General features: G+C 42.4%; 21 protein-coding genes and 1 pseudogene. 2 read left to right on the forward strand and 20 right to left on the reverse strand.

The window, feature by feature from the left end; genetic code table 11:
* Positions 1 to 6: 6 nt before the first annotated feature.
* A complete protein-coding gene (locus ACFE90_RS09405; RefSeq protein WP_375499836.1) occupies positions 7 to 171 on the forward strand; it encodes a hypothetical protein in 165 nt (54 codons plus the stop codon).
* Here ACFE90_RS09405 and ACFE90_RS09410 read toward each other — a convergent pair whose 3' ends face one another.
* Positions 172 to 963, reverse strand: coding sequence for an ABC transporter ATP-binding protein (locus ACFE90_RS09410; protein ID WP_375499838.1), 792 nt, complete (start codon positions 961 to 963; stop codon positions 172 to 174). It lies immediately after the preceding gene.
* Between the two features lie 35 nt (positions 964 to 998).
* Here ACFE90_RS09410 and ACFE90_RS09415 point away from each other — a divergent pair, with 35 nt between their 5' ends.
* Entirely contained in the window at positions 999 to 1,178 is a 180-nt protein-coding gene (locus tag ACFE90_RS09415) for a hypothetical protein (RefSeq protein WP_375499840.1), read from the forward strand.
* Between the two features lie 182 nt (positions 1,179 to 1,360).
* Here ACFE90_RS09415 and ACFE90_RS09420 read toward each other — a convergent pair whose 3' ends face one another.
* The 19 genes and pseudogenes from ACFE90_RS09420 to nifH all read right to left on the reverse strand — a co-directional run bounded on the left by ACFE90_RS09420 (position 1,361) and on the right by nifH (position 22,267).
* Positions 1,361 to 2,401, reverse strand: coding sequence for a FecCD family ABC transporter permease (locus tag ACFE90_RS09420; protein ID WP_375499842.1), 1,041 nt, complete (start codon positions 2,399 to 2,401; stop codon positions 1,361 to 1,363).
* A complete protein-coding gene (locus ACFE90_RS09425) occupies positions 2,398 to 3,417 on the reverse strand; it encodes a FecCD family ABC transporter permease (protein ID WP_375499844.1) in 1,020 nt (339 codons plus the stop codon). Before ACFE90_RS09425 ends, ACFE90_RS09420 begins: the two co-directional genes overlap by 4 nt.
* 137 nt (positions 3,418 to 3,554) lie before the next feature.
* Positions 3,555 to 4,445, reverse strand: a complete 891-nt coding sequence (locus ACFE90_RS09430; RefSeq protein ID WP_375499846.1) for an iron-siderophore ABC transporter substrate-binding protein — start codon at positions 4,443 to 4,445, stop codon at positions 3,555 to 3,557.
* A 260-nt stretch (positions 4,446 to 4,705) separates the two neighbouring features.
* Positions 4,706 to 7,471: a TonB-dependent siderophore receptor gene (locus ACFE90_RS09435; RefSeq protein ID WP_375499848.1), complete on the reverse strand. Its 2,766-nt coding sequence runs from the start codon at positions 7,469 to 7,471 to the stop codon at positions 4,706 to 4,708.
* Between the two features lie 388 nt (positions 7,472 to 7,859).
* The gene (locus ACFE90_RS09440; RefSeq protein ID WP_375499850.1) at positions 7,860 to 8,090 is read right to left on the reverse strand and encodes a hypothetical protein; all 231 of its coding nucleotides are present in this window, start codon (positions 8,088 to 8,090) and stop codon (positions 7,860 to 7,862) included.
* Between the two features lie 464 nt (positions 8,091 to 8,554).
* Positions 8,555 to 9,157 (reverse strand): heme-copper oxidase subunit III, encoded by a 603-nt coding sequence (locus tag ACFE90_RS09445; RefSeq protein WP_375499852.1) that lies wholly within the window; start codon positions 9,155 to 9,157, stop codon positions 8,555 to 8,557.
* Between the two features lie 206 nt (positions 9,158 to 9,363).
* Entirely contained in the window at positions 9,364 to 11,013 is a 1,650-nt protein-coding gene (gene ctaD / locus ACFE90_RS09450; RefSeq protein WP_375499854.1) for a cytochrome c oxidase subunit I, read from the reverse strand.
* 108 nt (positions 11,014 to 11,121) lie between these two features.
* Complete coding sequence (locus ACFE90_RS09455) at positions 11,122 to 12,084, reverse strand: cytochrome c oxidase subunit II (RefSeq protein ID WP_375499874.1); 963 nt, start codon at positions 12,082 to 12,084, stop codon at positions 11,122 to 11,124.
* A gap of 83 nt (positions 12,085 to 12,167) precedes the next feature.
* Positions 12,168 to 12,773 (reverse strand): DUF2231 domain-containing protein, encoded by a 606-nt coding sequence (locus tag ACFE90_RS09460; RefSeq protein ID WP_375499856.1) that lies wholly within the window; start codon positions 12,771 to 12,773, stop codon positions 12,168 to 12,170.
* Positions 12,770 to 13,264, reverse strand: a complete 495-nt coding sequence (locus ACFE90_RS09465) for a DUF2231 domain-containing protein (RefSeq protein WP_334847268.1) — start codon at positions 13,262 to 13,264, stop codon at positions 12,770 to 12,772. Before ACFE90_RS09465 ends, ACFE90_RS09460 begins: the two co-directional genes overlap by 4 nt.
* Before the next feature lie 497 nt (positions 13,265 to 13,761).
* Positions 13,762 to 14,262: a phosphate-starvation-inducible PsiE family protein gene (locus ACFE90_RS09470; RefSeq protein WP_375499858.1), complete on the reverse strand. Its 501-nt coding sequence runs from the start codon at positions 14,260 to 14,262 to the stop codon at positions 13,762 to 13,764.
* A gap of 135 nt (positions 14,263 to 14,397) precedes the next feature.
* Positions 14,398 to 14,634 (reverse strand): hypothetical protein, encoded by a 237-nt coding sequence (locus ACFE90_RS09475; RefSeq protein ID WP_334794905.1) that lies wholly within the window; start codon positions 14,632 to 14,634, stop codon positions 14,398 to 14,400.
* 376 nt (positions 14,635 to 15,010) lie between these two features.
* Entirely contained in the window at positions 15,011 to 15,832 is an 822-nt protein-coding gene (locus ACFE90_RS09480) for an NADPH-dependent oxidoreductase (RefSeq protein ID WP_375499860.1), read from the reverse strand.
* Between the two features lie 516 nt (positions 15,833 to 16,348).
* The gene (locus tag ACFE90_RS09485; protein ID WP_375499862.1) at positions 16,349 to 17,050 is read right to left on the reverse strand and encodes a 2OG-Fe(II) oxygenase; all 702 of its coding nucleotides are present in this window, start codon (positions 17,048 to 17,050) and stop codon (positions 16,349 to 16,351) included.
* Positions 17,051 to 17,457: 407 nt separating this feature from the next.
* A pseudogene (locus tag ACFE90_RS09490) lies at positions 17,458 to 17,586 on the reverse strand (transporter); the annotation flags it as partial.
* A 216-nt stretch (positions 17,587 to 17,802) separates the two neighbouring features.
* Positions 17,803 to 18,921 (reverse strand): homocitrate synthase, encoded by a 1,119-nt coding sequence (gene nifV / locus ACFE90_RS09495; protein WP_375499864.1) that lies wholly within the window; start codon positions 18,919 to 18,921, stop codon positions 17,803 to 17,805.
* A 394-nt stretch (positions 18,922 to 19,315) separates the two neighbouring features.
* Positions 19,316 to 20,548 carry a substrate-binding domain-containing protein gene (locus ACFE90_RS09500; RefSeq protein WP_375499866.1) on the reverse strand — a complete coding sequence of 411 codons (1,233 nt, stop codon included), beginning with the start codon at positions 20,546 to 20,548 and terminating at the stop codon, positions 19,316 to 19,318.
* A gap of 269 nt (positions 20,549 to 20,817) precedes the next feature.
* Entirely contained in the window at positions 20,818 to 21,204 is a 387-nt protein-coding gene (locus tag ACFE90_RS09505) for a hypothetical protein (RefSeq protein ID WP_375499868.1), read from the reverse strand.
* Between the two features lie 166 nt (positions 21,205 to 21,370).
* A complete protein-coding gene (nifH, locus tag ACFE90_RS09510; protein WP_375499870.1) occupies positions 21,371 to 22,267 on the reverse strand; it encodes a nitrogenase iron protein in 897 nt (298 codons plus the stop codon).
* Positions 22,268 to 22,867: the final 600 nt, after the last annotated feature.

Below are 22,867 nucleotides of genomic sequence, written 5' to 3' on the forward strand. Positions count from 1 at the left end.
GACAAAGTGAAGAATATACGGGTGATGTTAGAGCGATCGCGTATTGGCTGTGCAAAAGGCTGTGTTGCAAAAACTTGCCAAGGACAAAATGTCTGTAGAGAAATGTCTGTTTTTTCAACTCTTGCACCCATCAATATCTTGTTGTATGCTTTAGCTCTAAACCGTGTGTGATCATTTCTTTCCTAAAGGTAAACACAAAGGTGTCCCTGTTACTGGGTCTGGTACAATTCGACAAGCTAATCCAAACACCTCCTGCACCATTTCTTCTGTCATCACATCTGCTGGAGTTCCATAAGCCATAACAGTGCCATCGCGTAAAGCTACTAGCTGATGAGCATAACGACACGCCTGATTCAGGTCATGCAACACCATGACAATCGTTCGCCCCTCAAGTTGATTAAAATCCCACAGCAAATCCAATACTTCCACTTGATGAGCTAAGTCTAAGAAAGTTGTCGGCTCATCTAATAGTAGTATCTGCGTATCTTGCGCTAAAGTCATGGCTATCCAAGCACGTTGCTTCTGTCCACCAGAGAGGGTATCTACAGCTCTATGGGCTAATTCGTTGAGGTCTGTAGTTGTTAGTGCTTTATGGACTTGATGTTCATCTTCAGGTGTCCAAGATTGCAGCCAACTTTTTTGATATGGATAACGACCAAGTGCAACCAAATCTCGCACAGTCATTCCTTCTGGTGCAACTGGCCCTTGAGGAAGAATACCGAGTTGTTGTGCAACTTTAGTTGTTGACTGTCGAAAAATATCAGCACCATTGAGATATACAGCACCAGTATGGGGTTTGAGTAATCTGGCTAAACCTCGCAGTAAAGTAGATTTACCACACCCATTAGGGCCAACTAGAGCAGTAATTTGTCCTGTGGGAATTAACAGGTTAAGACCAGATATGATGGATTTGCCATCGTAAGTTAGGCTCAGATGTTGGGTTTCAAGGACTGTATTGTCCATAAGACTTTCTGATTACAAGCATAAGTGGTCTGAAAGTGCGTAGCTGCAAAGCGGCTTCTGCTAACAGATGGCATCGCCGCGTAGTGCTGGCGTTGCGTTCGCCCTACAGCCCTTCTCCTAAAGGAGACGCTACGCGAACGGGTATGCTGAGGCAGGCGTTGGCAAAGCCATCGCTTTTGAATCAAACTAATAATTGTTGGCAGGGGAATGACTAAAATCCGATTTTTCAAGCTAGTCAAAATCCCCGAGCAGAGCATCTTATGGATCATTCTTTAAAGTTAGCGATCGCCTTTTTTGATAGATATTTAAATCGTATTACGATGATATTACCAATAATATTGGGTATTTAGTCCAGCGCTTGGTAAAGATACTCTGCCATCAGATTTTACTTTCCTATTTATCTTTGCCGCCTTTGATACAGTAAATAGATAAAATAAGGCGCTCCCAAGGCAGCAGTTAGTAAACCACATGGCAATTCTATCGGAGAAAATAAAGTCCTACCCAAAAAATCTGCTGCTGCTACCAATAATCCCCCGGTCGAGGCGGCAACTGGTAGTAAATTTTTATGTATTGACCCCACAAGTCTACGTGCTAAATGGGGAGCCATTAATCCGACAAAGCCAATTGTACCTGCGATCGCCACACTTGACCCAGCTAGCGCCACACTCACTAACAATAATTTGCTCCTCTGCCATGTGACTCGGCTACCGAGTCCTTTAGCTACCAAGTCACCCAGTTGCAAAGTATCAAGTTCTCGCGTCAACAGTAAAGCAAAGGGAACGAAGACAACTATCCAAGGTAGCAGTTGCCAGACTTGCTCCCAACTTTTACCAGCAACACTACCCGCCAACCAGACCAATGCTCTACTAACGTCGTTGATTTGACCAAAAGTCAACATTAATGTCGTGAAAGCTCCCATAATTGCTGCGAGTGCTACTCCTACTAAAACTAAGCGCAGAGGTGATTTTTCTCCCGTACCAGCTAGCAAGTAGATTAGACAGCCCACAATAAAAGCACCACCAAAGGCAGCAAAGGGCAAATACATAGTGGGTATTGTCGGGAATAGTACAATCAAAGTCACTGCCGCTAAGGCTGCACCTGCATTTACCCCAACGATGCCAGGGTCAGCTAAAGGATTACGTGTCAATCCTTGTAAAATTGCACCAGCAATTGCCAAGCCGACTCCTACCAACCAGGAGATTAATACTCTCGGTAAACGCAAAGTAACAATAACAAAGTGAGATTCTGGGTCAAATGTAGGTAAACCAAGAACAGCTCTCACTATGTCTGCTGGAGGCACAGGATAATCTCCTAAACTCAGACTCATCCCCAAGACTGCGAACGTGAGTAATAGCAGTAATAACAATACTCTAGTTACAGGCTCCTTGCTGAGTATTAAATTTTGAATTTTGAATTTTGAATTTTGAATTGTTATCATCCTCTCTTCACCTGCCAACGCACTAAATACAACAAAAAGGGCGCTCCTAAAAGCGCTGTCATCACGCCAACAGGCAATTCTTGGGGTCTAATTAACCAACGGGCTGCTAAATCTGCCCATATCAGTAAACCCGCACCAAACACAGCCGCACCAGGCAATACCCAACGGTAATCAACACCCATGACTCCCCGCGCCAGATGTGGAACTACCAGACCAACAAAGCCGATAGGCCCTGCTAGTGCAACAGCGCTTCCCGCCAATATGACAACACTTGATGCTGTTGCCAACTTGATCCAACCTGTTTGCTGACCTAAGCCTGTGGCTACCGATTCTCCTAAACTGAGGACGTTGATTTGTCTACTCAAGGCAAAAGCTGTTAATAATCCTACTACCATCCAGGGCAGCACACTCAGGAATAGATTGAAGTCTCGTCCAGCGAGGGAACCTGCTAGCCAGAAGCGGACTTCTTCTAAAGTGCGTGAGCTTAAAATCAGTACGCCCGTGGTAATAGAAGATAACAAAGCAGTTAAAGCTGCACCAGCAATAGTCAGATTCAATGGTGTTGAGCCTTCTTGTCCAAGAGAACCGAGGGAATAAACTGCTAAGGCTGCTATTAAGGCTCCGATAAATGCTACAAGGGTAATTAGAGGTGCTGAAGATGTACCCAAGCCAAAGACCACTGTCACCACTGCTAAAGCTGCACCTGCATTGATCCCCAAGATTCCTGGTGCGGCTAGGGGATTTTGAGTCAGTCCTTGCATTAATGCTCCAGCTATAGCCAAACTAGCACCAACCATACTTGCAATCAGTGTACGCGGTAGGCGCATCGAGCGGATAATTATATGCTCAGTGGAATCATCATAGTTAGTGAATGCAGTGAGTATTTTGGCAATGGGAATGTCCGCTGCTCCATAAGAAATGCTGGCGAAAATACCCAACAATACTACTAAGATACCTATACCTAAACTGAAAATGCGAATGTAGTATTTTTCAGAGTGAGAAATATTTGTATTCATGGATTTGTGACAAGAGTTAACTTCGTACCTCTGCTTTGACTAAATTTTAAGCATAATTACTAATTGATAAAAGTAAAGTTATCTTAATTTCTCACAGATGACCAAAGACTCGTGCGATCGCGCCAAAAGAAATGATGTTATACTTTTGCACGCTTTATTTGTTTACTCCTGGTTTTTTGCAGTGGGTGCAAAATATAAGTAAATAAATCATCAAGAACTCGATTAGATGATATATAGCTACTACCTTGCCAATAAAATCCACTAATTACATGGAATTTACCGTGCTTGACAACTTTAAGCTTTGACCATAGAGGTTCTGCCATGAATTGATGCACAGCATTATTGGCTTCGGTAGGGTCTTTGAAGCCGAAGAGCGGTATAAATAGAACATTCCCATCTATTTGGGCGAGGATCTCTGAAGATATATTGTAACTAATGGGGCTGCCCCATTTCTTTTGAGTTGCTATGGCATCCAGATTTTGTAAAGGAGGACGGATTAGACCAGCATCCTCTATGATTACTCCAGAGAATGCACCCTTGGTTAACAGGTTAATCGTCTGTGGCATGAGGCGCACGACGGAAACTACAGTCTCTTGGAGTCGGGAACCCATCTTTTGTTTGAACTCGGCTAAACGGGCGTTATACTGCTCGATTATGCGTTGTGCTACCTCGGTTTTCCCCAGAGCTTTTGCTGCTGGCATAAACGGTTGTTTCCAGTCTCCACTGTTTTCTATCTTGAGCAGAATAGTAGGTGCAATGTGAGACCATAAATTGTAAGCTTCCCGGTTTCGCTTCGTGCCTAAAATCAAGTCTGGCTTAACAGCCATGACTTTTTCCATGTTGGGTGTAAGAAGCGCACCAATGTCTTCAATACCAGGGTGTTTATTTGCTAATCCTATCCCTTGGAGAGTTTTAGCCGGATCTGGAACACCCACTACGTTAAATCCTAAAGCTAGAGGTATTTCTACAATCCACGGGTCTAAAACGACAACTCGTTGAGGATGGGTAGGAATTCGAGTTTCACCCATTAAATGTTGGACTGTATGAAAAGCTATAGGTGATGTTCGACTTGAGGAAACAACGCCTATGTCGCGGGTCAGTAGTTGACAACCAAAAAAACTGCAAGCAGAAACCACCAAGAGCGCAAGCAGCACAACAAAGCAGAACTTAGGCATATACAAGTGAAGAAGATACAGTTTATGTTAGAGCGATCGCGTCTTGACCGTGTAAGAAGCAAAGTGAATTCTCTACGCTTTGAACAAATCCCTTTACCATAAGGCTTTGTTTGTCAAAACTCCCAACTTACTGTTCCCTGCACAATAAATGGATCTTCAGGATAAACAAGGTTAAAAGTTCGGGGGGTGAAGTACCGAACATCAGACAGATTCTTGAAATTAAGTGCGAAGCGAAGGTGATCTAGTCGATAGTAGACAGCAGCATCAAGGCGTAAATAACTGGGTACACTGAACGAGTTTATTAGATCCCCCTGCCGTTCGCCGACATAGAACAAACCCAGTCCAAATCCTAACCCTTGCAAATTCCCCTTGGGAAAGGTGTAGGTAGTCCATAAACTCGCGCTATTCTCAGGAACGTTCACTAGTTGATTGCCAATGTATCGTTCGTCCTTTGTCACCTGTCCATCCGTGTAAGCATAGGAGGCAATCACATTCCAGCCTGGCAATATCTCCCCCGTGACATTGAGTTCAATGCCTCGGCTGCGTTGTTCCCCTGTTTGCACATTAGATGTGGTAGGACGATTAGGAGTAGGATCAGGCGTCAAAACATTAGATAAAGTCAGTTGATATAAAGCAAGGGTTGAAGATAGTTTGCCGTTAAGGAAATCAGCCTTGACTCCCACTTCGTATTGAGTGCCAGTACTGGGTTTAAATAAACTACCCTCAAATGTGGTTCCAACATTTTGAGAGAAGGATTGACTGTAGCTGGCATAAAGTGAGACTGGTGGAATAGGCTGATAGACAAGACCTACACGAGGACTAAATGCAAAGTCAGATTGACTTTGATTGCTACTTGTATTTAAAAAGTTGGTAACTTTATTATCGACAAAATCTCCGCGTCCGCCAAGAACCAAGTTAAGGTTATTAGTAAGTGAGACTATATCTTGAGCGTAAAAGCCTAACTGATCGTTTTTAGTTTTTTGATTAATTCTAGAAAGAAGACGACCGACGGGTTGACCATAGACGGGGTTGAACACATCTATAGTACCAATAGCCCGCATTGTCTGATCGAACTGACTAATGTCTCTGTACAAATCAAAGCCAGCAACTAATTCATGCTGAAGGCTACCAGTTTTAAATTTACCTACCACATGGTTGTCTAGAGCATACTCTTCATCAGCACCAGGCGCTCCTATATAGTTTTGCTGTGTGCGGTTCAGAATCCGACCATTAAGTTGTAGAGAGCCAGAATTGGCACTATCTGTTCTATATCTTATAGACCTAACAAGAAAAGCATTCACTAAAGACCAATTATCACTAAAGCGATGTTCAAAGTTATAGCTCAATAGTATGGAACGACGGTTATTTCTGGCATCTTCATCTAATGTGTTCAAACTAAGCGGAATTTCTCCATTTGGGTTAGGCAAGACAGTTCCTACAGCAGGTAGCCCCGTTCTGGGGTATTGCTGCTGATCTCGGAACTCGCTTTCAAAAGTCAGCTTCGTATTCTTACTTATTTGCCAAGTCAGAACGGGTGCAACTACATAACGCTGATTGTAAAAGAAGTCAATAAAACTTTCTGTGCTGATGTAGGAAGCATTTAAGCGATAAAGCAGTGTTTTGTCAGAATTGAGAGGACCAGAGATGTCTAAAGTTGGTTGATAGAAACTATAACTGCCAAAAGTCATACTGGCGGCGAAGTAAGGCTCACTCAGCGGCTGCTTGGTGACAAAGTTAATCGTGCCACCCGGATTACCTTGACCGTAAAGGACAGAAGCAGGCCCCCTAAGAACCTCTAACCTTTCAATGTTGGCGAGTTGAGTTTGTCCTGATATAGCTCCTGCTGTATAGTCCTTAAGACCGTTGCGAAGAATGTTGCTGGTCTGAAAACCTCTAATTGTAAAGACATCACCATTGGTCGGCGAATTAAAGGCTTGGACAACACCGACGCTTCTTAAGGCATCAATGGTATTAACGGCTCCTTGATCCTGCCAACTCTGCCGAGGAACCACCTGAATCGACTGAGGAATGTCCTGTATCCGTCTATTAGTCCGAGTTCCTACGGTCGCATCGGGAACCTGATACCTAGTGTCTGGGGTACCAGTTACTACTAGTTCTATTGGCTCTTGGTTTTGCTCGGGCATAGTAGTTGGTTGTTGTGCCGTTGGTGGTGTAGCCTCTGGTAAAGAAGCTATTGTACTCACTTCAAACACTAAACCCTCAGTAACACTATCAAACAACTCTACCTGCGGCGGACTCTGATTACCCACAATCGTCAATCGCACGGTATTGTTAGCAGTATTTGCAACTGTCAATTCAGTAATTCCTGCTACTGGCTTTGACCGTCGGAAACTCTCTTCACTGGCAAGCTGTAACTTGGCATTGGGAATATCTACGATGTACGAGTTACCCTCTGTCTTCGGTGAAACTTGTAATTTCTTTGAGTTAGCCGTAACTAAAATTAACTCTATGCCCTTAACAGTAGTATTCAATTTTACATCTGTAACCGACACTACATCACTTGTGGCTTGATTGAGTTGAGCGATTGAGTTTTGTCTGTTGACCTTGAATATATCTGATTTGCCGATAAAGGGATGTTCTATAGAATTTTGCGTAGACACGTTCGCGTAGCGTCTCGTAGAGAAGCGGCTTGTCGTTAGACATTGCTTCCTTTTCCAGTTAGTAACTAAAGCAGATTGAACAGAGGTTTTTCTAACTACTGATGTGTAGGCGTAGCCCGCCGCAGGCATCGCTTCTTTATTTACTTGGGACTGTGCAAGAGTTGGCTCTTGCTTGACTAGGCTACTACCAAAACCAACGCAAACACTCGCTACCAAACTTAGCAAACACCCATTGTACACACCCCGATAATTGATCATTCCAATTTCCTACCAATCTACGTGCCAATATTCTTTACTCTCGCAAGAAAAACTTACATTGCGAAGTATAAGCAAGATTGAGTAGGAAATCAACCATTTATGTTGTTTTCCAGACAATTATTATGATGAGAAGGATTCTTGACAAGATGCTGACATCTGAGTTTTTATCCAGCGTGGCGTTACTTTAGAGGAACTTGACGTAATAGAACAAATGTCCTGGTATGACTTTAAACCCCTTCGTTTGAGTTATTGTGACGTAGTTTAGAGATGCTTGCTGGAATGCGATCGCAGTCTTGGATCAACTGCGATCGCAATAGGTTCGTGTGTCTACGATGGATTTAAGAATAGCAACGGTCGGCATCCAGGCAGCCCTAGACATTAAAGGAGGCTATTCTCCTGGCATCAGTAAGCGGTAAAGGAAGTTTTTACTTACTTGGTTTTGTCTAGCCATTTCCAGAAGTAGTATATCTCCATTTTTGAGGAGGACGAAAAAGCATTGAGCATCAAGGTAATCATCGTTGCGTAATCCTTCATCCGCAACTTTTGTTTCCTCTATATCTTCATAGTTCAGGTAATGTTCTTTGTCCTCAACGTCTACTACATTAAATACAACTGGCATAGGGTTTTAAGGTACAAGAGTACATTGTCGAGCATAAATCGTATAGTTGCTCCAAGTCTGTTAGTTTAGTTGCAAAATACGACCCTATTACAATGTCGTAACAGGGTTCATAATTTAAGTATTATAACTTCATATAATTTGCAACTATTATTTTGATTAAATTATTATTTATGCAAATTTAAACAGACAAATAAAAATTATTTTATAGTCAAATGTTATTTATTACATAATGAATTATACGCAAACAAATGATGATGTAATTCGTAAATATACTCTGTTATTGTAAACTATTCGTGGTTTAGAAACGGCTCCTATTTTATTATTTAATACTAGAGCGATCGCAGTTGATAAAAAACTGCGATCGTAACGTTTTATCGATACGAGTTAGCGTTTGAAGTTTGTCCAAGAGCAAAGTTAAGGGTGTTGCATAACTAGCAGCCCAATAAGTGGCTAACAACAAAATGTCATTGCCAGATATAAATAAGGACAAACAAAACAATCCAGATGACATCAACAAAGTGCCAGAAAATAGAAGTGGCATTTACACCAAAATGACCTGTGTCGTAGTTACCAGGAATGAAAGAGCGACCAAAAACAAGTATCTGCAATAAAATGCCAGTAAGAACGTGTAAACCGTGGAAACCTGTTAGTAAGTAGAACATACCACCAAAAACACCTGTGGTAAAGCCAAAAGAAAGATGGCTCCACTCGATCGCTTGTCCAACTAAAAAGTAAGATCCCATTGCGATCGAAAGCATTAGAAACTGGCGAAATGCGATCAAGTCGTGGCGTGCAAGGGCGCGTTCTGCCAAGTAGATGACAAAGCTACTAGAAACAAGAATCACTGTATTAATTGCCGGATCTGTGACTTCCAGTCCAGAAACACCAGCTGGTAGCCAGTTAGGATTTGCTGTTTTATAGACAATATATGCTGTAAAAAAACCGAGGAAAATGAAAGTCTCTGACAGCAAGAAGACAATGAAGCCGAACATCTTACTGCCTTCTTCATCATGGGTATGCTCATGTGAGGGATGATTTGATTCTTCTGAAATGATGGAACTGTCCATTGCTTGAAACTCCTATGTATTTATCTCACGCAGAGGCACAGAGAAAGAGAGCAAAGTAAGTTAATGTGCCTATATATTGCACAAACTCGGTATAGACCGTCATTAGTCATTAGTCATTGGTCATTAATCATTTGTGTTTCTGAGAACAAAGGACAAAGGACAAATGACTAATGACAAAGGGCAAAATCAAACATTTGGCCTGCTCTCTAATGCTCGGCCACTAATGGTTCAGATTTACCGTAGCCGTAGGGTTCACCCACAACAACTGGAATTTCCTCAAAATTCTCGACAGGAGGTGGTGAAGAAACTAACCACTCCAGTCCAATTGCTCGCCAAGGATTCTTCGGTGCTTGCTTGTCATGTATCCAAGAACCAATAATATTCAGAATGAAAGGCAAAGTGGATACACCTAGCAAAAATCCGCCGATACTGGCGATAAGATTCCAAAATTCATACTCTGGGGCATAAGAAGAAACTCGACGCAACATTCCTTGTAATCCTAGTGGGTGCATTGGGAAGAAGTTGAGGTTAGTACCAATGAATGCCAGCCAGAAGTGCAACTTGCCTAAGCCTTCGTAGTACATACGTCCAGTCATCTTGGGGAACCAGAAGTAAATAGCAGCAAACATCCCCATTGTCACCGTGCCATATAGAACATAGTGGAAGTGACCCACCACATAGTAAGTGTTGTTGACATGGACATCAATAGGAACGGAAGAAAGGGTGATGCCAGTGATACCTGCAAATACAAACAATATTAATGCACCAAACGCAAATAGCATTGGTGTATCAAATCGGAGCTTGCCACCCCAAATCGTTGCAGTCCAGGCAAATACCTTAATGCCAGTAGGGACAGAAACGAACATCGTTGTGAGCATGAAAAACATCCGCATCCAGCCGGAAGTACCACTGGCGTACATATGGTGTACCCAGACTATACCGCTAACTCCAGCAATCAGGAGTGATGAAATAGCAACAATTCTGTAGCCAAACAGAGGTTTGCGAGCAAAAACAGGGAATATCTCTGAAAAGACTCCAAAGACCGGCAGAATGATTACGTAAACAGCAGGGTGGGAGTAGAACCAGAAAAAATGCTGAAATAGAACTGGGTCACCTCCCTTAGTGGGTTCAAAAAAGCTAGTTCCAACTGTTAAGTCGAGTAAAAGCATGACTGCACCTGCTGTTAATACAGGTAGTCCAAACAGTTGGATAATCTGGGCACTAAATACGTTCCAAACAAACATGGGTGTACGGAAGGGTGTCATACCAGGTGCGCGCATCTTCACAATCGTGGTGACAAAGTTAATCGCCCCCATAATTGAGGAAACACCTGATATTGCCACTGCTAGAAGCCAGATTACTTCACCATTGATTAAGTTTCCTGTGGGGTTTTGCAGGCTGACGGGAGGGTATGACCACCAACCGGCTTGCGCTGGACCACCAGGTACAAAGAAGCTGGCCATCAGTAGGATAGCAGCGATCGGTATCATCCAGAAGGCAACAGCATTGAGTCTGGGAAATGCCATATCTCGCGCCCCAATCATCAGAGGTACAAGATAGTTAGCAAAACCCGTAAGTATGGGGAATGTCCATCCAAATAGCATCACAGTGCCGTGCATGGTGAACATTGCATTATAAACACTACGGTCAACGAGGTCTGATTCTGGGGTAATCAATTCCCCACGAATGATCATTGCAAATATGCCACCAACTAAAAAGAGAATGAAAGCGGTAACAATATACTGAATACCGATAACTTTGTGGTCTGTGCTAAAGCTAAAATATTGCTTCCAGTCTGTTCTAGGTTCCTGTTGAGGTGCGTCACCTGTAATGTCTTCAACGGAAATATTTGTCATTTGTCCTTTGTCCTTTGTCCTTTGTGATTTGTCACTTGTCATTTGTCCTTTGTCACTTGTCCAAAACCAATAACTAATGACTAATGACTAATGACTAATGACCAATGACTAATTGCTGTAATTAACTACAGGGGCTTGTGCGGGTGCTACTGTAACCCAGCCTTTGATTAATTCTTTTGATTCTTGGGCATATTCGGAAGCTGCTTGATTATTTGCAGTACATGGTTTACGGTTTACTACTTCTGTAAGCCACTTCTTGTAATCTTCAGGGGACTCGACAACAACATTTGCCCGCATGGTTGCAAAGTAAGTACCGCTAAATTCGGAATCGGTCAATTGATATTTGCCAATACGGATGGGAGTGAATTCAAAGTCAATGTTGCGGTTGGGAATAATGTCTTGCTTGACTCGAAAAGCAGGAATATAAAAGCCGTGGAGAACATCCTCGGACTGCATAGCTAAACGGATACGATGATTAACGGGTAAATGTAGTTCGGTGCTGGTGATTCCTGTTTTTGGATAGCGGAAAACCCAAGCCCACTGTTTGGCATTAACTTCAATGTCTTCAAATGGGATTACATTTGATGTAGCATCAGTTGATACACTTGAGGAAGTCGGGGAGGTAGAAACTATCTCCGCATCTTTGTTAATTGGTGCAGCAGATGCCGATTTCATCAAGACTGGAATATGCATATGCATAGCTTCCATTGGACCTTGAATCCCCATTTGCTCGTAGATTTGGTAGCTGTAGGTGGCAATCCAAAACACTAGCAATACAGGAATTGAAGTCCAGACAATTTCTAGTGGGATATTTCCTTCAATCGGCGGGCCATCGCTAGTATCATACTGCTCTGCTCGATGGAAAATCGCCGAGTAGATGAGTGTTCCTGTGACTCCAAGGAAGATAAATGCTCCCAGCGTGATTAAAAAACTAAACAATTTATCGACAAGCTGCGATTCTGCTGCGGCTTGAGGAGGCATCCAGGAATATGTCCACTCTCCTATCCAAAGACTAACAGCAGTTAAGGCGATCGCGATCGCACCCAACATCAAAATATTTCGGATTTTCATAGCCATAAAAGTCATTGGTCAAAGACGCGATTAATCGCGTCTGTACAATGGTCATTAGTACTTATATAAAGGACTAACATCGATTACTTCAGCAGTAAGTTGGGGTCTTTGCCCAAGCGCAACAACATATCAGCAGTATTGTGAACTCCAAACTCAGTAGCTAATTGCGCTCCTAGCGTACCGTGGATGAACATGATGAACATAATAAATAGTCCAGAAACTAAATAAGTCCACTGTACTTGTTGACTGTCATCTTGACGCCAAATATAACGCTGAAATCCTCTCCAAATAGCCATTCCAAGAATCAGTGCTAGTAAAAAAACACCACCCATTCCATGCCAAAGCATTGTTTCCATCGCTTCCAATCCCCAGGCACTTTTGACCCCAGTGAGTGGTTCTGCCAACATGATTTCATAAAAACCTGCTGCTACCGTAAAAATAGTGATGAGTGCCGAACCTAGCATATTGTACCAGCCCGCATCAAAGAAGCTAGAACGAGTGGCAGGAACTGCTAAAAACTTGAAGATTGGTTGTTGTAGGGGGAAGAACGCACCAATAAAATCAAAGGTAATGCCAAGGATGAACAAAGCTAGAGTAAGATGAACTAAATTTGGATGAATGGGTATAGTGTAGGGCAACCCATTTGTTCCCATGTGAGTCTTTAATTGCTCAATAACTTCGGGGTTCATTGCAGTAAGCCCTCCTTTATGGCTTCAACAACTGGTACAGTGTGCAACCCATATACCCAAACCAATTCATCTCCGAAATACACTTGTATACCTACCAAAACAGTCAAAAGTAAACCTGCTGCTAGGTAATAAACTGATATTTTTTCTGGAGTGCGGCAATGAATCACGTAACGCCAAGCTGTAATAGCTGCCAGAATTCCTGCAAGTGACCAACCAAGGAGTGTATGTAAATTAAGTACTGGTTGAGCTGCGTTATAAGGTTCTGCCAAACCTGCTTCAAATTGACCAAAAATAACAGCGATGAAGATGGAGATTGTCGCGAAAAACATATTCCACCAACTCACCTCAAAAAGACGGTAGTTGCTAGTAAAGTATCCAATGACATCACACAAGAAGGCAAACAATACCATCGCAATCACAAAATGGACAATGATGGGATGTATCGTATCAGGATACGGTAAATTATGGTTATTCAGAAGATTTTCAAGCATGATATTCTACTCATCTGTTAGTTAGTGTTTAGTGCTTAACAAGCAATACTTCACAATCTTTTGATTTTTACAACAATTTTAGATTGCACTTTAAATCCTTCTAAATAACAACAGCAATTCTGATGAGGAGAATTCTTTCACAGAGTAGCTTGATTATGATAGGCAAAAGCTCGCTGGAATGAATATAGAATAGCAAGTTATCGAAAAAGGTTTTACTCGTTGGTAAATGCTGACGAACGAGTTAATCAATGTATAAAATAGAAACACAAGGATATTCAATCTCTACAATATCGCTTGGAATCTAATCCACCTGACTAAATGGGCTTTGGACATTATTATGTGCCATAAGCTCATAAGAAGAATTGCTACTCTTGGAGTGTACTTTATTTTTTTGAAGAATTTTCTACTTTTAATTCTCCATATATAAAGAATATCATACATTTGTTAAAACTACTTGCGATCAACAACTAATTTTCAAACAGTATTTGTAGTTACAATTAATCAGAAGCTAGAGAGCTTTTATCTAACAGTTGTGTTTTTTCTGTTATTTCAGGGTGAGGAATTTTGACCTGTTCAAGAAAACGAGATATCCAAGGTAAAGCCACCATAATTCCTGTTAACACTACTAGAAATACAGCTATTCCAAAAATTTGGTCACGGGGAATTTCGAGAACACCGCGTAAAATTACCTCTCTTAAAGCAGAAACAATAGTAATTTCCACTGCTGCGGTCACGGATGTCCTCTGTTGTTGTAGATGATCGATTAACAGGCGGAACAACTCTACTAAAATCAAAATGAACAGGATATCAGATGTTACTTGCCGCAAATCCAAGGGATGCAAAAAGGAGAAGAACATATCTCCCAGTCGGATCAGCATCACACAGAATAGACCAAGGCAGAGAGAAATGATAATAAAGTCTTGAAAAAATTCCAGGTTCCGGACAATTTTATTTCTTTGTAACCAGTTATTGAAGTTTGAAATTAGCCCCTTGAGCATGGTATTTCCTGACAATTAGATTCATTGATCTCTATAACTGAAACAGTGCTGAGTATCTAGCATCGATTACTCAGCACTCAGTACTGTATTCAATCCCCATTATTTAGCTATGGGGTTCCACTCAGCCCGATTAAACTATTTTGAACCGTTCAAGTCACCATGTACGGTTTCTACGGTTTTAATTTTGGATACTGCGGTTGTTAAGTTATTCGCAGCCTTAATAATCTCTTGTAAGGTTTCGTTTATCACCTTCTCATCAAGAGAGGTTTCTAATAAGTAAGTTTCTACGAAAATCTCCACTCGGTTAACAATTATTTTGGCTTGAGAGCGTAGTTTGTTGAGGTCTTTGGTAGACAATTCCTTCATATTCATTGTTTGAAGCTCCTTTAGTTTCACAGGGTAAATTCTACATTTTTGGTCAGCAATTCTCTCTCAAAGAGCGATTCTTACAAGTCAACCTTTTTTTGAAAGATAAAGCTTGCTAGAGTACCCATTTAATTGGTTTGCCTGTTGACTGCTTAAATGCCTTGAGATTCCCCAAATTAGTACAAAGGTTTCAAGCAGCAGAATTGCTGAGGCTGGCTAGTTAGCAGGGTCTATTTATTCTTTAGGACTTACGCACCAAAATTATCTTTTGAGACTGGGTGTGGAGTGTGTAATTTTGGGTATGGTAAGGGTTTTAGGTCTTTATGAAGCGGTAACAAGTTTTCTCCTAAGCAAAGATACCAAAAGCGAACGGTGGAGACTTTTATAGCAACTTGAAGCCGAAGTTGTTGAGAGTTTCCCGCAAATACTTGCACCCTTTTAAATAGTCTAAAGTGGCGATTCGCTCGGCTGAGTTTTGCGACCAATCAACAGCAGCATTCATCTGTTGTTGAGTGTAGAATTCTTTCATGATATCGTTGTAGTGAGCGATCGCTTCATCTTGCTCTGCTAATTTATAGGTTTCCCGGTGGAATACAGCTGACTGGGGTAAACGCGGCTTAATAGCAGGTTGTACTTCAGGATTGGGATAACCCACACACAACCCAAATACAGGGAACACAAAAGGTGGCAAATTTAATAGTGTTGCCACCTCTTGGGTGTTATTGCGGATTGCGCCAATATATACCGTTCCCAAACCAATAGATTCAGCGGCTAGAGCCGCATTTTGCGCTGCTACCGAGGCATCGATTACTGCTTTAAACAACAATTCTATGTAATCTAAAGCCACATGAGGTAGTCCGCGACTATCAGCAATATGAGCCATACGACCTAAATCTGCTAACCAAACCAAAAATACAGGAGCCTGATTAACCCATGCTTGGTTATTAGACAGCCTGCATAATTCTGCTTTGCGCTCTGGATCTTCAACTGCTACTACACTCCAGGTTTGCAAATTAGCTGAACTAGCAGCAGATTGAGCAGCTGCAACTAGCCATTCTAAGGTTCCTGGTGGTAAGGGGTCAGATAGATAAGACCGAATTGAACGGTGAGCTAGTAGTGTTTCTAGAGAATCGTTCCAGTTAACTTCGTAGTTGAAGGGAATTTCACCGTAGCGCGATCGCAGTAGTTCTGTAGGATTAGTCATAGTTTTGAACTCCAACACTTTTTTACGTTTTCAAAGAGACTCTCAACGACGAAAAACAAGGAAGTTGATTAACTAACAAAAATCGATCCGATCCTTATTCTGTCAATTTAGAAAAGCAAGACAGTGTTAATCAAAAATTTCAGCTTGGTTAGGTTTCACTCGTTAAGCCCATCGATATCTGATGGATAAAAGCCTTTTGAAATATGAACTTCGGAATTTTCTCTGACGGAAGTAACAAAAGGAGGATAATACTCTATCATTTGAAGCTAAAGCTCCTTTGCCCCTCCGCCCTTGAAGCAACCCTTACACGGGCTACTATACAGTTTAACTTAGAACCATTCAGACAGAATGTTCGTGAAATCATAGAATCATTTATTCGGTGTTGCAAAGAAAGCAGGATGATTTAGCAACTGATAAAATCTTTTCCCTGCTTACCCCAATTCATCCCACTGTTCTGCAACGCCCTTTATTCATATTAAGCCTCTATAGAAGAATACTTGACTGCTACGCAGCTAGCTAAGTTTCTCCAAAATCTGAAGTTAGGCGATCGTTCCGAAAAAAAGCAACTCGTAAAGCAAGCCGAGACTCAGATACAGGGGAAGTAAGCGGAGTTACCATGTGCCAAGAATTGTCAGAACGCGCGATCGCAACTGAGGAATCACTCAGGGGTAGAATATCTTGGAAGACAGATTCTGGCTGTGAGTCTTTGAGAATTCGCAAACACCCACCCCAGTCTACAGACCATTGTTGATTGAAAAATAGCAGATGAGTTAAAACTTTGCTCGGCTCGTCTGTATGAGGGTGATGCAGATGTCCTAAGTTGTATCGGCGAAATCCAATATCCATCACACAGTCTTTTAGTTCCAACCCAGACATTTCGGCTATTGCTGCGCGGTAAGAATCTGTCCACAGTCCTTCTATCAACTGTCGCCAGATTTTACTAAGATGTCTCAAGTCATAAGTAAGTCTGCCTTGTGCCATCCGCTCTCGCCAGCGATTATCGCTAGATTTGAGCATCAAGGAAATATCCTCGCTTGTGGCTAGCATCTTTCCCCAGGAGTATCCATATCCTTCCCCCTCCGACAGGCGGAACTCTTCGTGAGGAAAACTCGCAGTTAGTTCTAAGCTTGCTTCTGGTGAAAGCAGGTTTTTGATCAAAGCCCAATTGTATGGGACTTTTTGCATTGTTGTGGCACGAATGGAATCAAAATTAAGCATGGTAGAAAAACCGCTTCAGTAGAATTAACCAATCATGATTACCCTGGACATCAAGTGGTATTGAACTGGGGACTGGGGACTAGGGACTGGGAAGATTTAGATAGGGATTCAGACCCCAAGCAAATCTTACTTATATTTTTTTGTCTAGTACCCAGTCCCCATTACCCATTACCCAGTCCCAGAGCGCCGTTTCGCTCGCAATAATTTTGTAGGATTTGTCATAGTCAACTTTTGAACTTGAACGCTTTTTTACGATTTCAGAGGGATTACCAACCCTATTACAAATTTCTTTGGTTACAAGACAACTGGCTTTAAGGATAGCGATTCTTCAGCACTGCTCAAAGTAGGTCAAGATCAACCTTCCCAGAATCAAACTGCTTTGTCTGCTCTTTGAGTAATTGTGTTTGGAGACTACGTAATAGGGAGCGCAAAACATCAGTCTTAGTGCGTTGGAACTGCTTGCAGTGCTGCTCTAGAAGTTGCCGTTCTTCTAGAGACAATTGAAAAGTGATCCATGCTTGCTCTTTTCTCGGCATAGTTACTACCAACATAATTGGTAATATTTTAGCAGTTGATATAAGAATTGCGATCGCCAACCTGAGACGGAATTGTTATGCGTTCTTAACCAACTTCACTTTTGATTCAAGTCTTCTGGGTAAAAGCACAATGTAACTTACAGCGCTTTTCAAGTAATTTAACTACACCACTCCCTACTCCCCATTCCCCTGTAATGTTTTGGTAGATGTGTGCGTTCACCTTTGGGGAACAAAACTCAGGAGTTCTTCAACCGTGAGACTGCGCTTAACTTTTACTGACTGATGCTTTACAGCATCTAGCACTGATTGAATTTCTGGCTGACTGAGTGTGATTCCATGTTCTTGCAACACACTGAATATCAGATGCCGGCCGGAATGTTTGCCTACTACCAAGCGGCGTTCCCAGCCAACATCTTCCGGCGCAAATGGTTCGTAAGTACCGGGATTTTGCAACACACCGTGAGCATGAATGCCCGACTCGTGTGCAAAAGTATTTTCACCCACGATCGCTTTCCAGGGAGGAACTGGCCAATTGGCAGCTTTAGCAACTAACCGCGATAGTTCCAGCAGCCGTTTTGTATTAATGCCCGTTGGAATGCCGTAGAGGTGTTTCAGTGCCATCACCATTTCTTCCAACGCCGCATTACCTGCGCGTTCGCCAATCCCATTTACGGTAGTGTTGACCGATCGCGCCCCCGCTTCAATACCAGCTAGTGAGTTCGCCATTGCCAATCCAAAATCATTATGTGTGTGCATTTCTATGGGAATGAATAGATGATGCACAAGGGAGCGAACTTTGCTGTAAGTGTTTAGAGGGTCGAGAATTCCTACAGTGTCACAAAAGCGAAACCGGAAAGCTCCCAACTCTTGAGCATAATACGCCACATCCAATAGAAAAGATGGATCAGCTCTGGAAGAATCTTCTCCACCAACAGATACAGCTAAACCGTGATCGCAAGCAAAATTAATCGCATCCCGCAGAAGATCCAGCATTACCTGCTGCTTACCCCCAAACTTGGCGGCAATCTGAATTTCTGAGACGGGAACGGAAATATGCACCCGTTCCAAACCACAATCTATAGATGCCTTAATATCGGACAAATTAGCACGGTTCCAGCCAAGTAACTGGGCATTTAATCCCAGATTAGCGATCGCTCTGATCGACTCTGCTTCTTCTTGCCCCATTGCCGGAACGCCAATTTCTAATTCTGGAACACCAATGGCATCCAGAAAAGTAGCGATCGCAATTTTTTCTTCAACGTTAAAGGCTACACCTGCCGCTTGTTCACCATCTCGCAAGGTTGTATCATTAATCTGAACTGGATGTTTGTTCATAGTGAAGTGATGATTCATGGCCGGCTAACTTGTTGGGTGATTTTGATTTACTTAAGTAATTGACGCAGTGTGCAACTTTCTTTCAGACGTAACCCAATACGGTTCAGTAAACAAATTTATCTGTTAAAGCAGGCTGTTCTTAAGCAGGGGAAGCAGGGGCAGAAAAAAAAGCTTAACTGAACTGTATTGAGACCTAACCCCCAACTTCTTCCCTACTAGCGTTGATGAGCAAGAATCAAAGCCTCTGAGAGTGGGGGAGAGGAATGGCAGTGTGATTCTAAGGATAAGTTGCACATCGCGTTAATTAGTAATTGAAAGACAGAGCAGCTAACTTGAGTTGTGGAAAGTAAAAGACATATTCCTTAATCGTGCAATAATAATTACGAATTACGAATTATGAAATATTTGCTACAACTTCCCCAATATTGCTAGTGTCATAGCCACCAAGAATCTCTAATTGCGATCGCACTAACTGATGTCCCAAAATACTGAGAAACTGCTTTATTGGTTCTTCTTCCAAGTATTCTTTAATAATCACCAAGTCATATCGCGCCTGATGAAGGGGGACAAATCCCAATCCAAAAGCAGTAGCTATAGATGCCGTACTGATACCTGCATCAGCGATTCCTGAGACTACAGACAAAGCAACATCTTGATGGCTGTGAACGATATGGTCAGATCCTTTAACTTTGTACAATGGCACTCCTTCTTCTTGGAGTTTCCGTTCTAAAAGCATCCGACCGCCAGAACCCACTTCATGGGTGACAATAGTTGCTCCAAATTCTACTAAGTCGGAAACTGTTTTAACTCCCATTGGGTTTCCTGGTGGGACTAACAATCCTTCTTCCCAAACTCCAAGGGTAATCAAAACGGCACTTTTATCTGTTAAAGCTTCCCGCACAAAGGGGATGTTATGTTCCCCAGTTTGGGGATCGTATAAGTGCATCCCTGCAATGTGAACTTCACCTTGGCACAGACTACGCAATGCAGCCACGCTATGGGCGAAACGATAATGAATTCGCAGTTTTGGATGCCAACGTTCAGTTGCTCTTGCTAAAAGGGAAAGCACAGGTGTACAACCAGCAATCACGACTGTATTGTGTAGTTTGTCTATATCATCTAGAAGCCTAACCTGGACTTTATTCGTACCGATCTGGTTCTGTGCTTTATGCTCCTGTGTCGCTAATGGTAATTTGCTTATGCTGGGCAACCCGTAAGGGTGGAGGGGTTCGCTACTCTCAACGGCATTGGGAACTGCAACTGTCTCACCATCAGCTGGAATCATCTCGATCCGAAAAGCATCGTTCCCAACCAGGGGATAAGCTATCCATTGATCCCCAACCCGCGCTAGACTAACTCGTGATTGCTGTTGCTTAGAGGCTGATCCCGCAATAATTGCCTCAACTTCTGGTAAATCTTCCTCAAACCAGAATAAGTCCTCGACTAGGCAACCAAGCGCCTTAGCTAAACGTAGTGACATAGCAACAGAAGGAGCATATTGTCCCAATTCCACACCACCAATACTCTGACGAGTTACGCCAGCTATATTAGCTAATTCTTGTTGACTCATGCCCAAGCGAGTTCTAATTGACTTCAGGTTATTGCAAAGATTCACATCCAGTTTCATGAGGCTGTATCTCTCCGTTAGAAAAAGCCGCAGCAGACAAAATTAAATTTGTTGGGTCAAAAGCAAGGTTTTCTAGTGTTTGCCGTTTTTGTTGTCAGACATGTTGATGTTTTGACAATTTCGCTTATTTTCTGCAAGCATAACATGCAATTTGCTAAAATACTTGCACTTTTGGATACTATTTAGCAATTTAGCGATCGCATCGCCTTTTCATCATCTGCTAACCAAGGCGATGCCTAAGTTGGTAAGCTACGTCACCAAAAGAAAACTTAGTCCGAGTGCGGTAAATCCTGATCTAAATGCCAATTGCCTTTTTTAATTGGTACCGCCACCCACTGGAGTTCCAACCATAAGATCGGGTTCTTTTCCTTCAACCTGGAGGCGGGGTCGCGGATAATGCGTGTAGCATTTATGCAAACAGCCTCACATATCCCCAAATCTTGGGCAACGCCTCTGAAAACGTCTTTGTTGTCATTAATTGAGGCAAAGAGCATATTAGGATAATAAACAACAAAATGTTGTATAAGTTTTGGAGGGCAGCCCCAGTAAGAGTTTACAAGTTCGACGTGGCAGTACTGGAGCAACTCACCTACTTTGGCACAGCGTTCCTTGACTACGGTGATAAATTTTTGGACTAAAACCTCTTCGGTCAACATAATGAGTTCTCCTCCTTCAATGAGGTAGACGAATTTTGGCGTGGTTCAGAACGCCGATTTCTCAAATGGTGGTAAGAAGCTTACGCAGTTTTTTCTGCTTTTTCGAGTCAGAGATCGCCAATTGCTCCAGACACTTTGTATGAGGGATAACCCCTACTGCATTGTCCTATTCAAGAGGTATCTCCGAAAATGAATCTGCAACCTTTGTGGAGCTTAAGGTGATACCTAATGTTTGGAGGTGTCTAAACAACCCAAACTGTACCAGCAATTCCTCTAGCTGATCGTTAGACATAGATTTCGGAGTGACAAAATCTGTATTCTGGTCAATTGCCATTGCTAGGTTGCGATAGTGCTGCGCCTGTTCAGACTCAGGAGCATACTCAATCACCGTCTTGCGGTGGAACTCTGCTTGCTGCACCATATTGTCTCTGGGTATGGAGTAGATCATTTGAGTCCCCAGTTTCTCTGCCAGAGCTTTGATCAAATGATCTTCCTCATCGACTTTGCGAGAGTTGCAAATCAATCCTCCCAGACGTATACCGCCTATCGGAGCATACTTTTGAATGCTTCGGCAGATGTTGTTGACAGTATACATTGCCATAATTTCCCCAGAAGTAATAATGTAAACTTCTTGAGCTTTGCGTTCACGAATGGGCATGACAAATCCACCGCATACCACATCACCCAGACCATCGTAAAATGTATAATCAAGTCTAACTGCATCATCATAAGCACCAAGTTGTTCCAGCAACCCAATTGATGTCAGAATGCCTCTACCTGCACATCCCACACCAGGTTCCGGCCCACCCGATTCGACACACAGCGCCTTCCCCCATCCCTCCTGACGGAAGTCTTCTAGATTTACATCATCTTCTTCTTTACGCAACGTATCAAGTACAATCTTCTGGTGGAATCCCCCCAAAAGCAGCCGGGTGGAGTCTGCTTTCGAGTCACACCCTACAACCATCACCTTACGACTCATATCAGTCAGTCCAGCCACGACGTTTTGAGTCGTTGTAGATTTGCCAACTCCCCCTCTTCCATAAATAGCGATTTTCCGCATAAAAACCTCGGTAATGGCGCAGACTTATTAATTCGGCTCCAAGATTATGGTCTAATCAAGAGAGTATTGAATCAAATTGGAGTTGTAATTGTTGAAAGTGTTTACTACCAAGTTTGTGACTGCATTGATGCTGTTAGATAGTGGACATCAGCCGTCTATCTAGCACTATAAATATTGCAGTTACTTGCTATAAGTTAACTAGCGTCTTACAGATATGGCAGTCAATATTAGTGGGATGCGAGATACAACAAGGGTACTAAAAATTAGTCAGAATCCTGTCATTAGTAATTCAATAAACTTCCGAAGATACAGCAGATGCATAAAAAATTTTCACTTCATCACAGCAAGACAAGCATTATTTCCGCTGTAAAGAAGATACATAGAAAAATCAGTCCAGCCTACAGTATGGCAACGGCTTCGCCAAACGAAAAACCGATTTTTGTGCGGTTTTGCTCCACTTCGATTAACGTTATGCCGTCACCAGTAATTGATGAGGCTGGTCTGATACTCACTTCAAAGGAACCTAAGGAGTTTTTGTTCTGGTATTAGATTCCCTATAAATAAAGAATATCATACAACTGTCCAATTTACTTGCGCTGA

The organism is uncultured Nostoc sp., assembly GCF_964245445.1.
Classification (GTDB): domain Bacteria; phylum Cyanobacteriota; class Cyanobacteriia; order Cyanobacteriales; family Nostocaceae; genus Nostoc.

Bases quoted from the DNA above. Each gene is read 5' to 3' on its own strand.
- ACFE90_RS09430 (WP_375499846.1), bottom strand. From the start codon at position 4,445: ATGGGTGAAACTCGAATTCCTACCCATCCTCAACGAGTTGTCGTTTTA.
- ACFE90_RS09485 (WP_375499862.1), bottom strand. From the start codon at position 17,050: ATGCTTAATTTTGATTCCATTCGTGCCACAACAATGCAAAAAGTCCCA.
- ACFE90_RS09425 (WP_375499844.1), bottom strand. From the start codon at position 3,417: ATGAATACAAATATTTCTCACTCTGAAAAATACTACATTCGCATTTTC.
- ACFE90_RS09465 (WP_334847268.1), bottom strand. From the start codon at position 13,264: ATGCTTGAAAATCTTCTGAATAACCATAATTTACCGTATCCTGATACG.
- nifH (WP_375499870.1), bottom strand. From the start codon at position 22,267: ATGCGGAAAATCGCTATTTATGGAAGAGGGGGAGTTGGCAAATCTACA.
- ctaD (WP_375499854.1), bottom strand. From the start codon at position 11,013: ATGACAAATATTTCCGTTGAAGACATTACAGGTGACGCACCTCAACAG.
- ACFE90_RS09505 (WP_375499868.1), bottom strand. From the start codon at position 21,204: ATGTTGACCGAAGAGGTTTTAGTCCAAAAATTTATCACCGTAGTCAAG.
- ACFE90_RS09460 (WP_375499856.1), bottom strand. From the start codon at position 12,773: ATGAACCCCGAAGTTATTGAGCAATTAAAGACTCACATGGGAACAAAT.
- nifV (WP_375499864.1), bottom strand. From the start codon at position 18,921: ATGAACAAACATCCAGTTCAGATTAATGATACAACCTTGCGAGATGGT.
- ACFE90_RS09420 (WP_375499842.1), bottom strand. From the start codon at position 2,401: ATGATAACAATTCAAAATTCAAAATTCAAAATTCAAAATTTAATACTC.
- ACFE90_RS09475 (WP_334794905.1), bottom strand. From the start codon at position 14,634: ATGAATATGAAGGAATTGTCTACCAAAGACCTCAACAAACTACGCTCT.
- ACFE90_RS09435 (WP_375499848.1), bottom strand. From the start codon at position 7,471: ATGATCAATTATCGGGGTGTGTACAATGGGTGTTTGCTAAGTTTGGTA.
- ACFE90_RS09445 (WP_375499852.1), bottom strand. From the start codon at position 9,157: ATGGACAGTTCCATCATTTCAGAAGAATCAAATCATCCCTCACATGAG.
- ACFE90_RS09500 (WP_375499866.1), bottom strand. From the start codon at position 20,548: ATGAAACTGGATGTGAATCTTTGCAATAACCTGAAGTCAATTAGAACT.
- ACFE90_RS09410 (WP_375499838.1), bottom strand. From the start codon at position 963: ATGGACAATACAGTCCTTGAAACCCAACATCTGAGCCTAACTTACGAT.
- ACFE90_RS09480 (WP_375499860.1), bottom strand. From the start codon at position 15,832: ATGACTAATCCTACAGAACTACTGCGATCGCGCTACGGTGAAATTCCC.
- ACFE90_RS09455 (WP_375499874.1), bottom strand. From the start codon at position 12,084: ATGAAAATCCGAAATATTTTGATGTTGGGTGCGATCGCGATCGCCTTA.
- ACFE90_RS09440 (WP_375499850.1), bottom strand. From the start codon at position 8,090: ATGCCAGTTGTATTTAATGTAGTAGACGTTGAGGACAAAGAACATTAC.
- ACFE90_RS09470 (WP_375499858.1), bottom strand. From the start codon at position 14,262: ATGCTCAAGGGGCTAATTTCAAACTTCAATAACTGGTTACAAAGAAAT.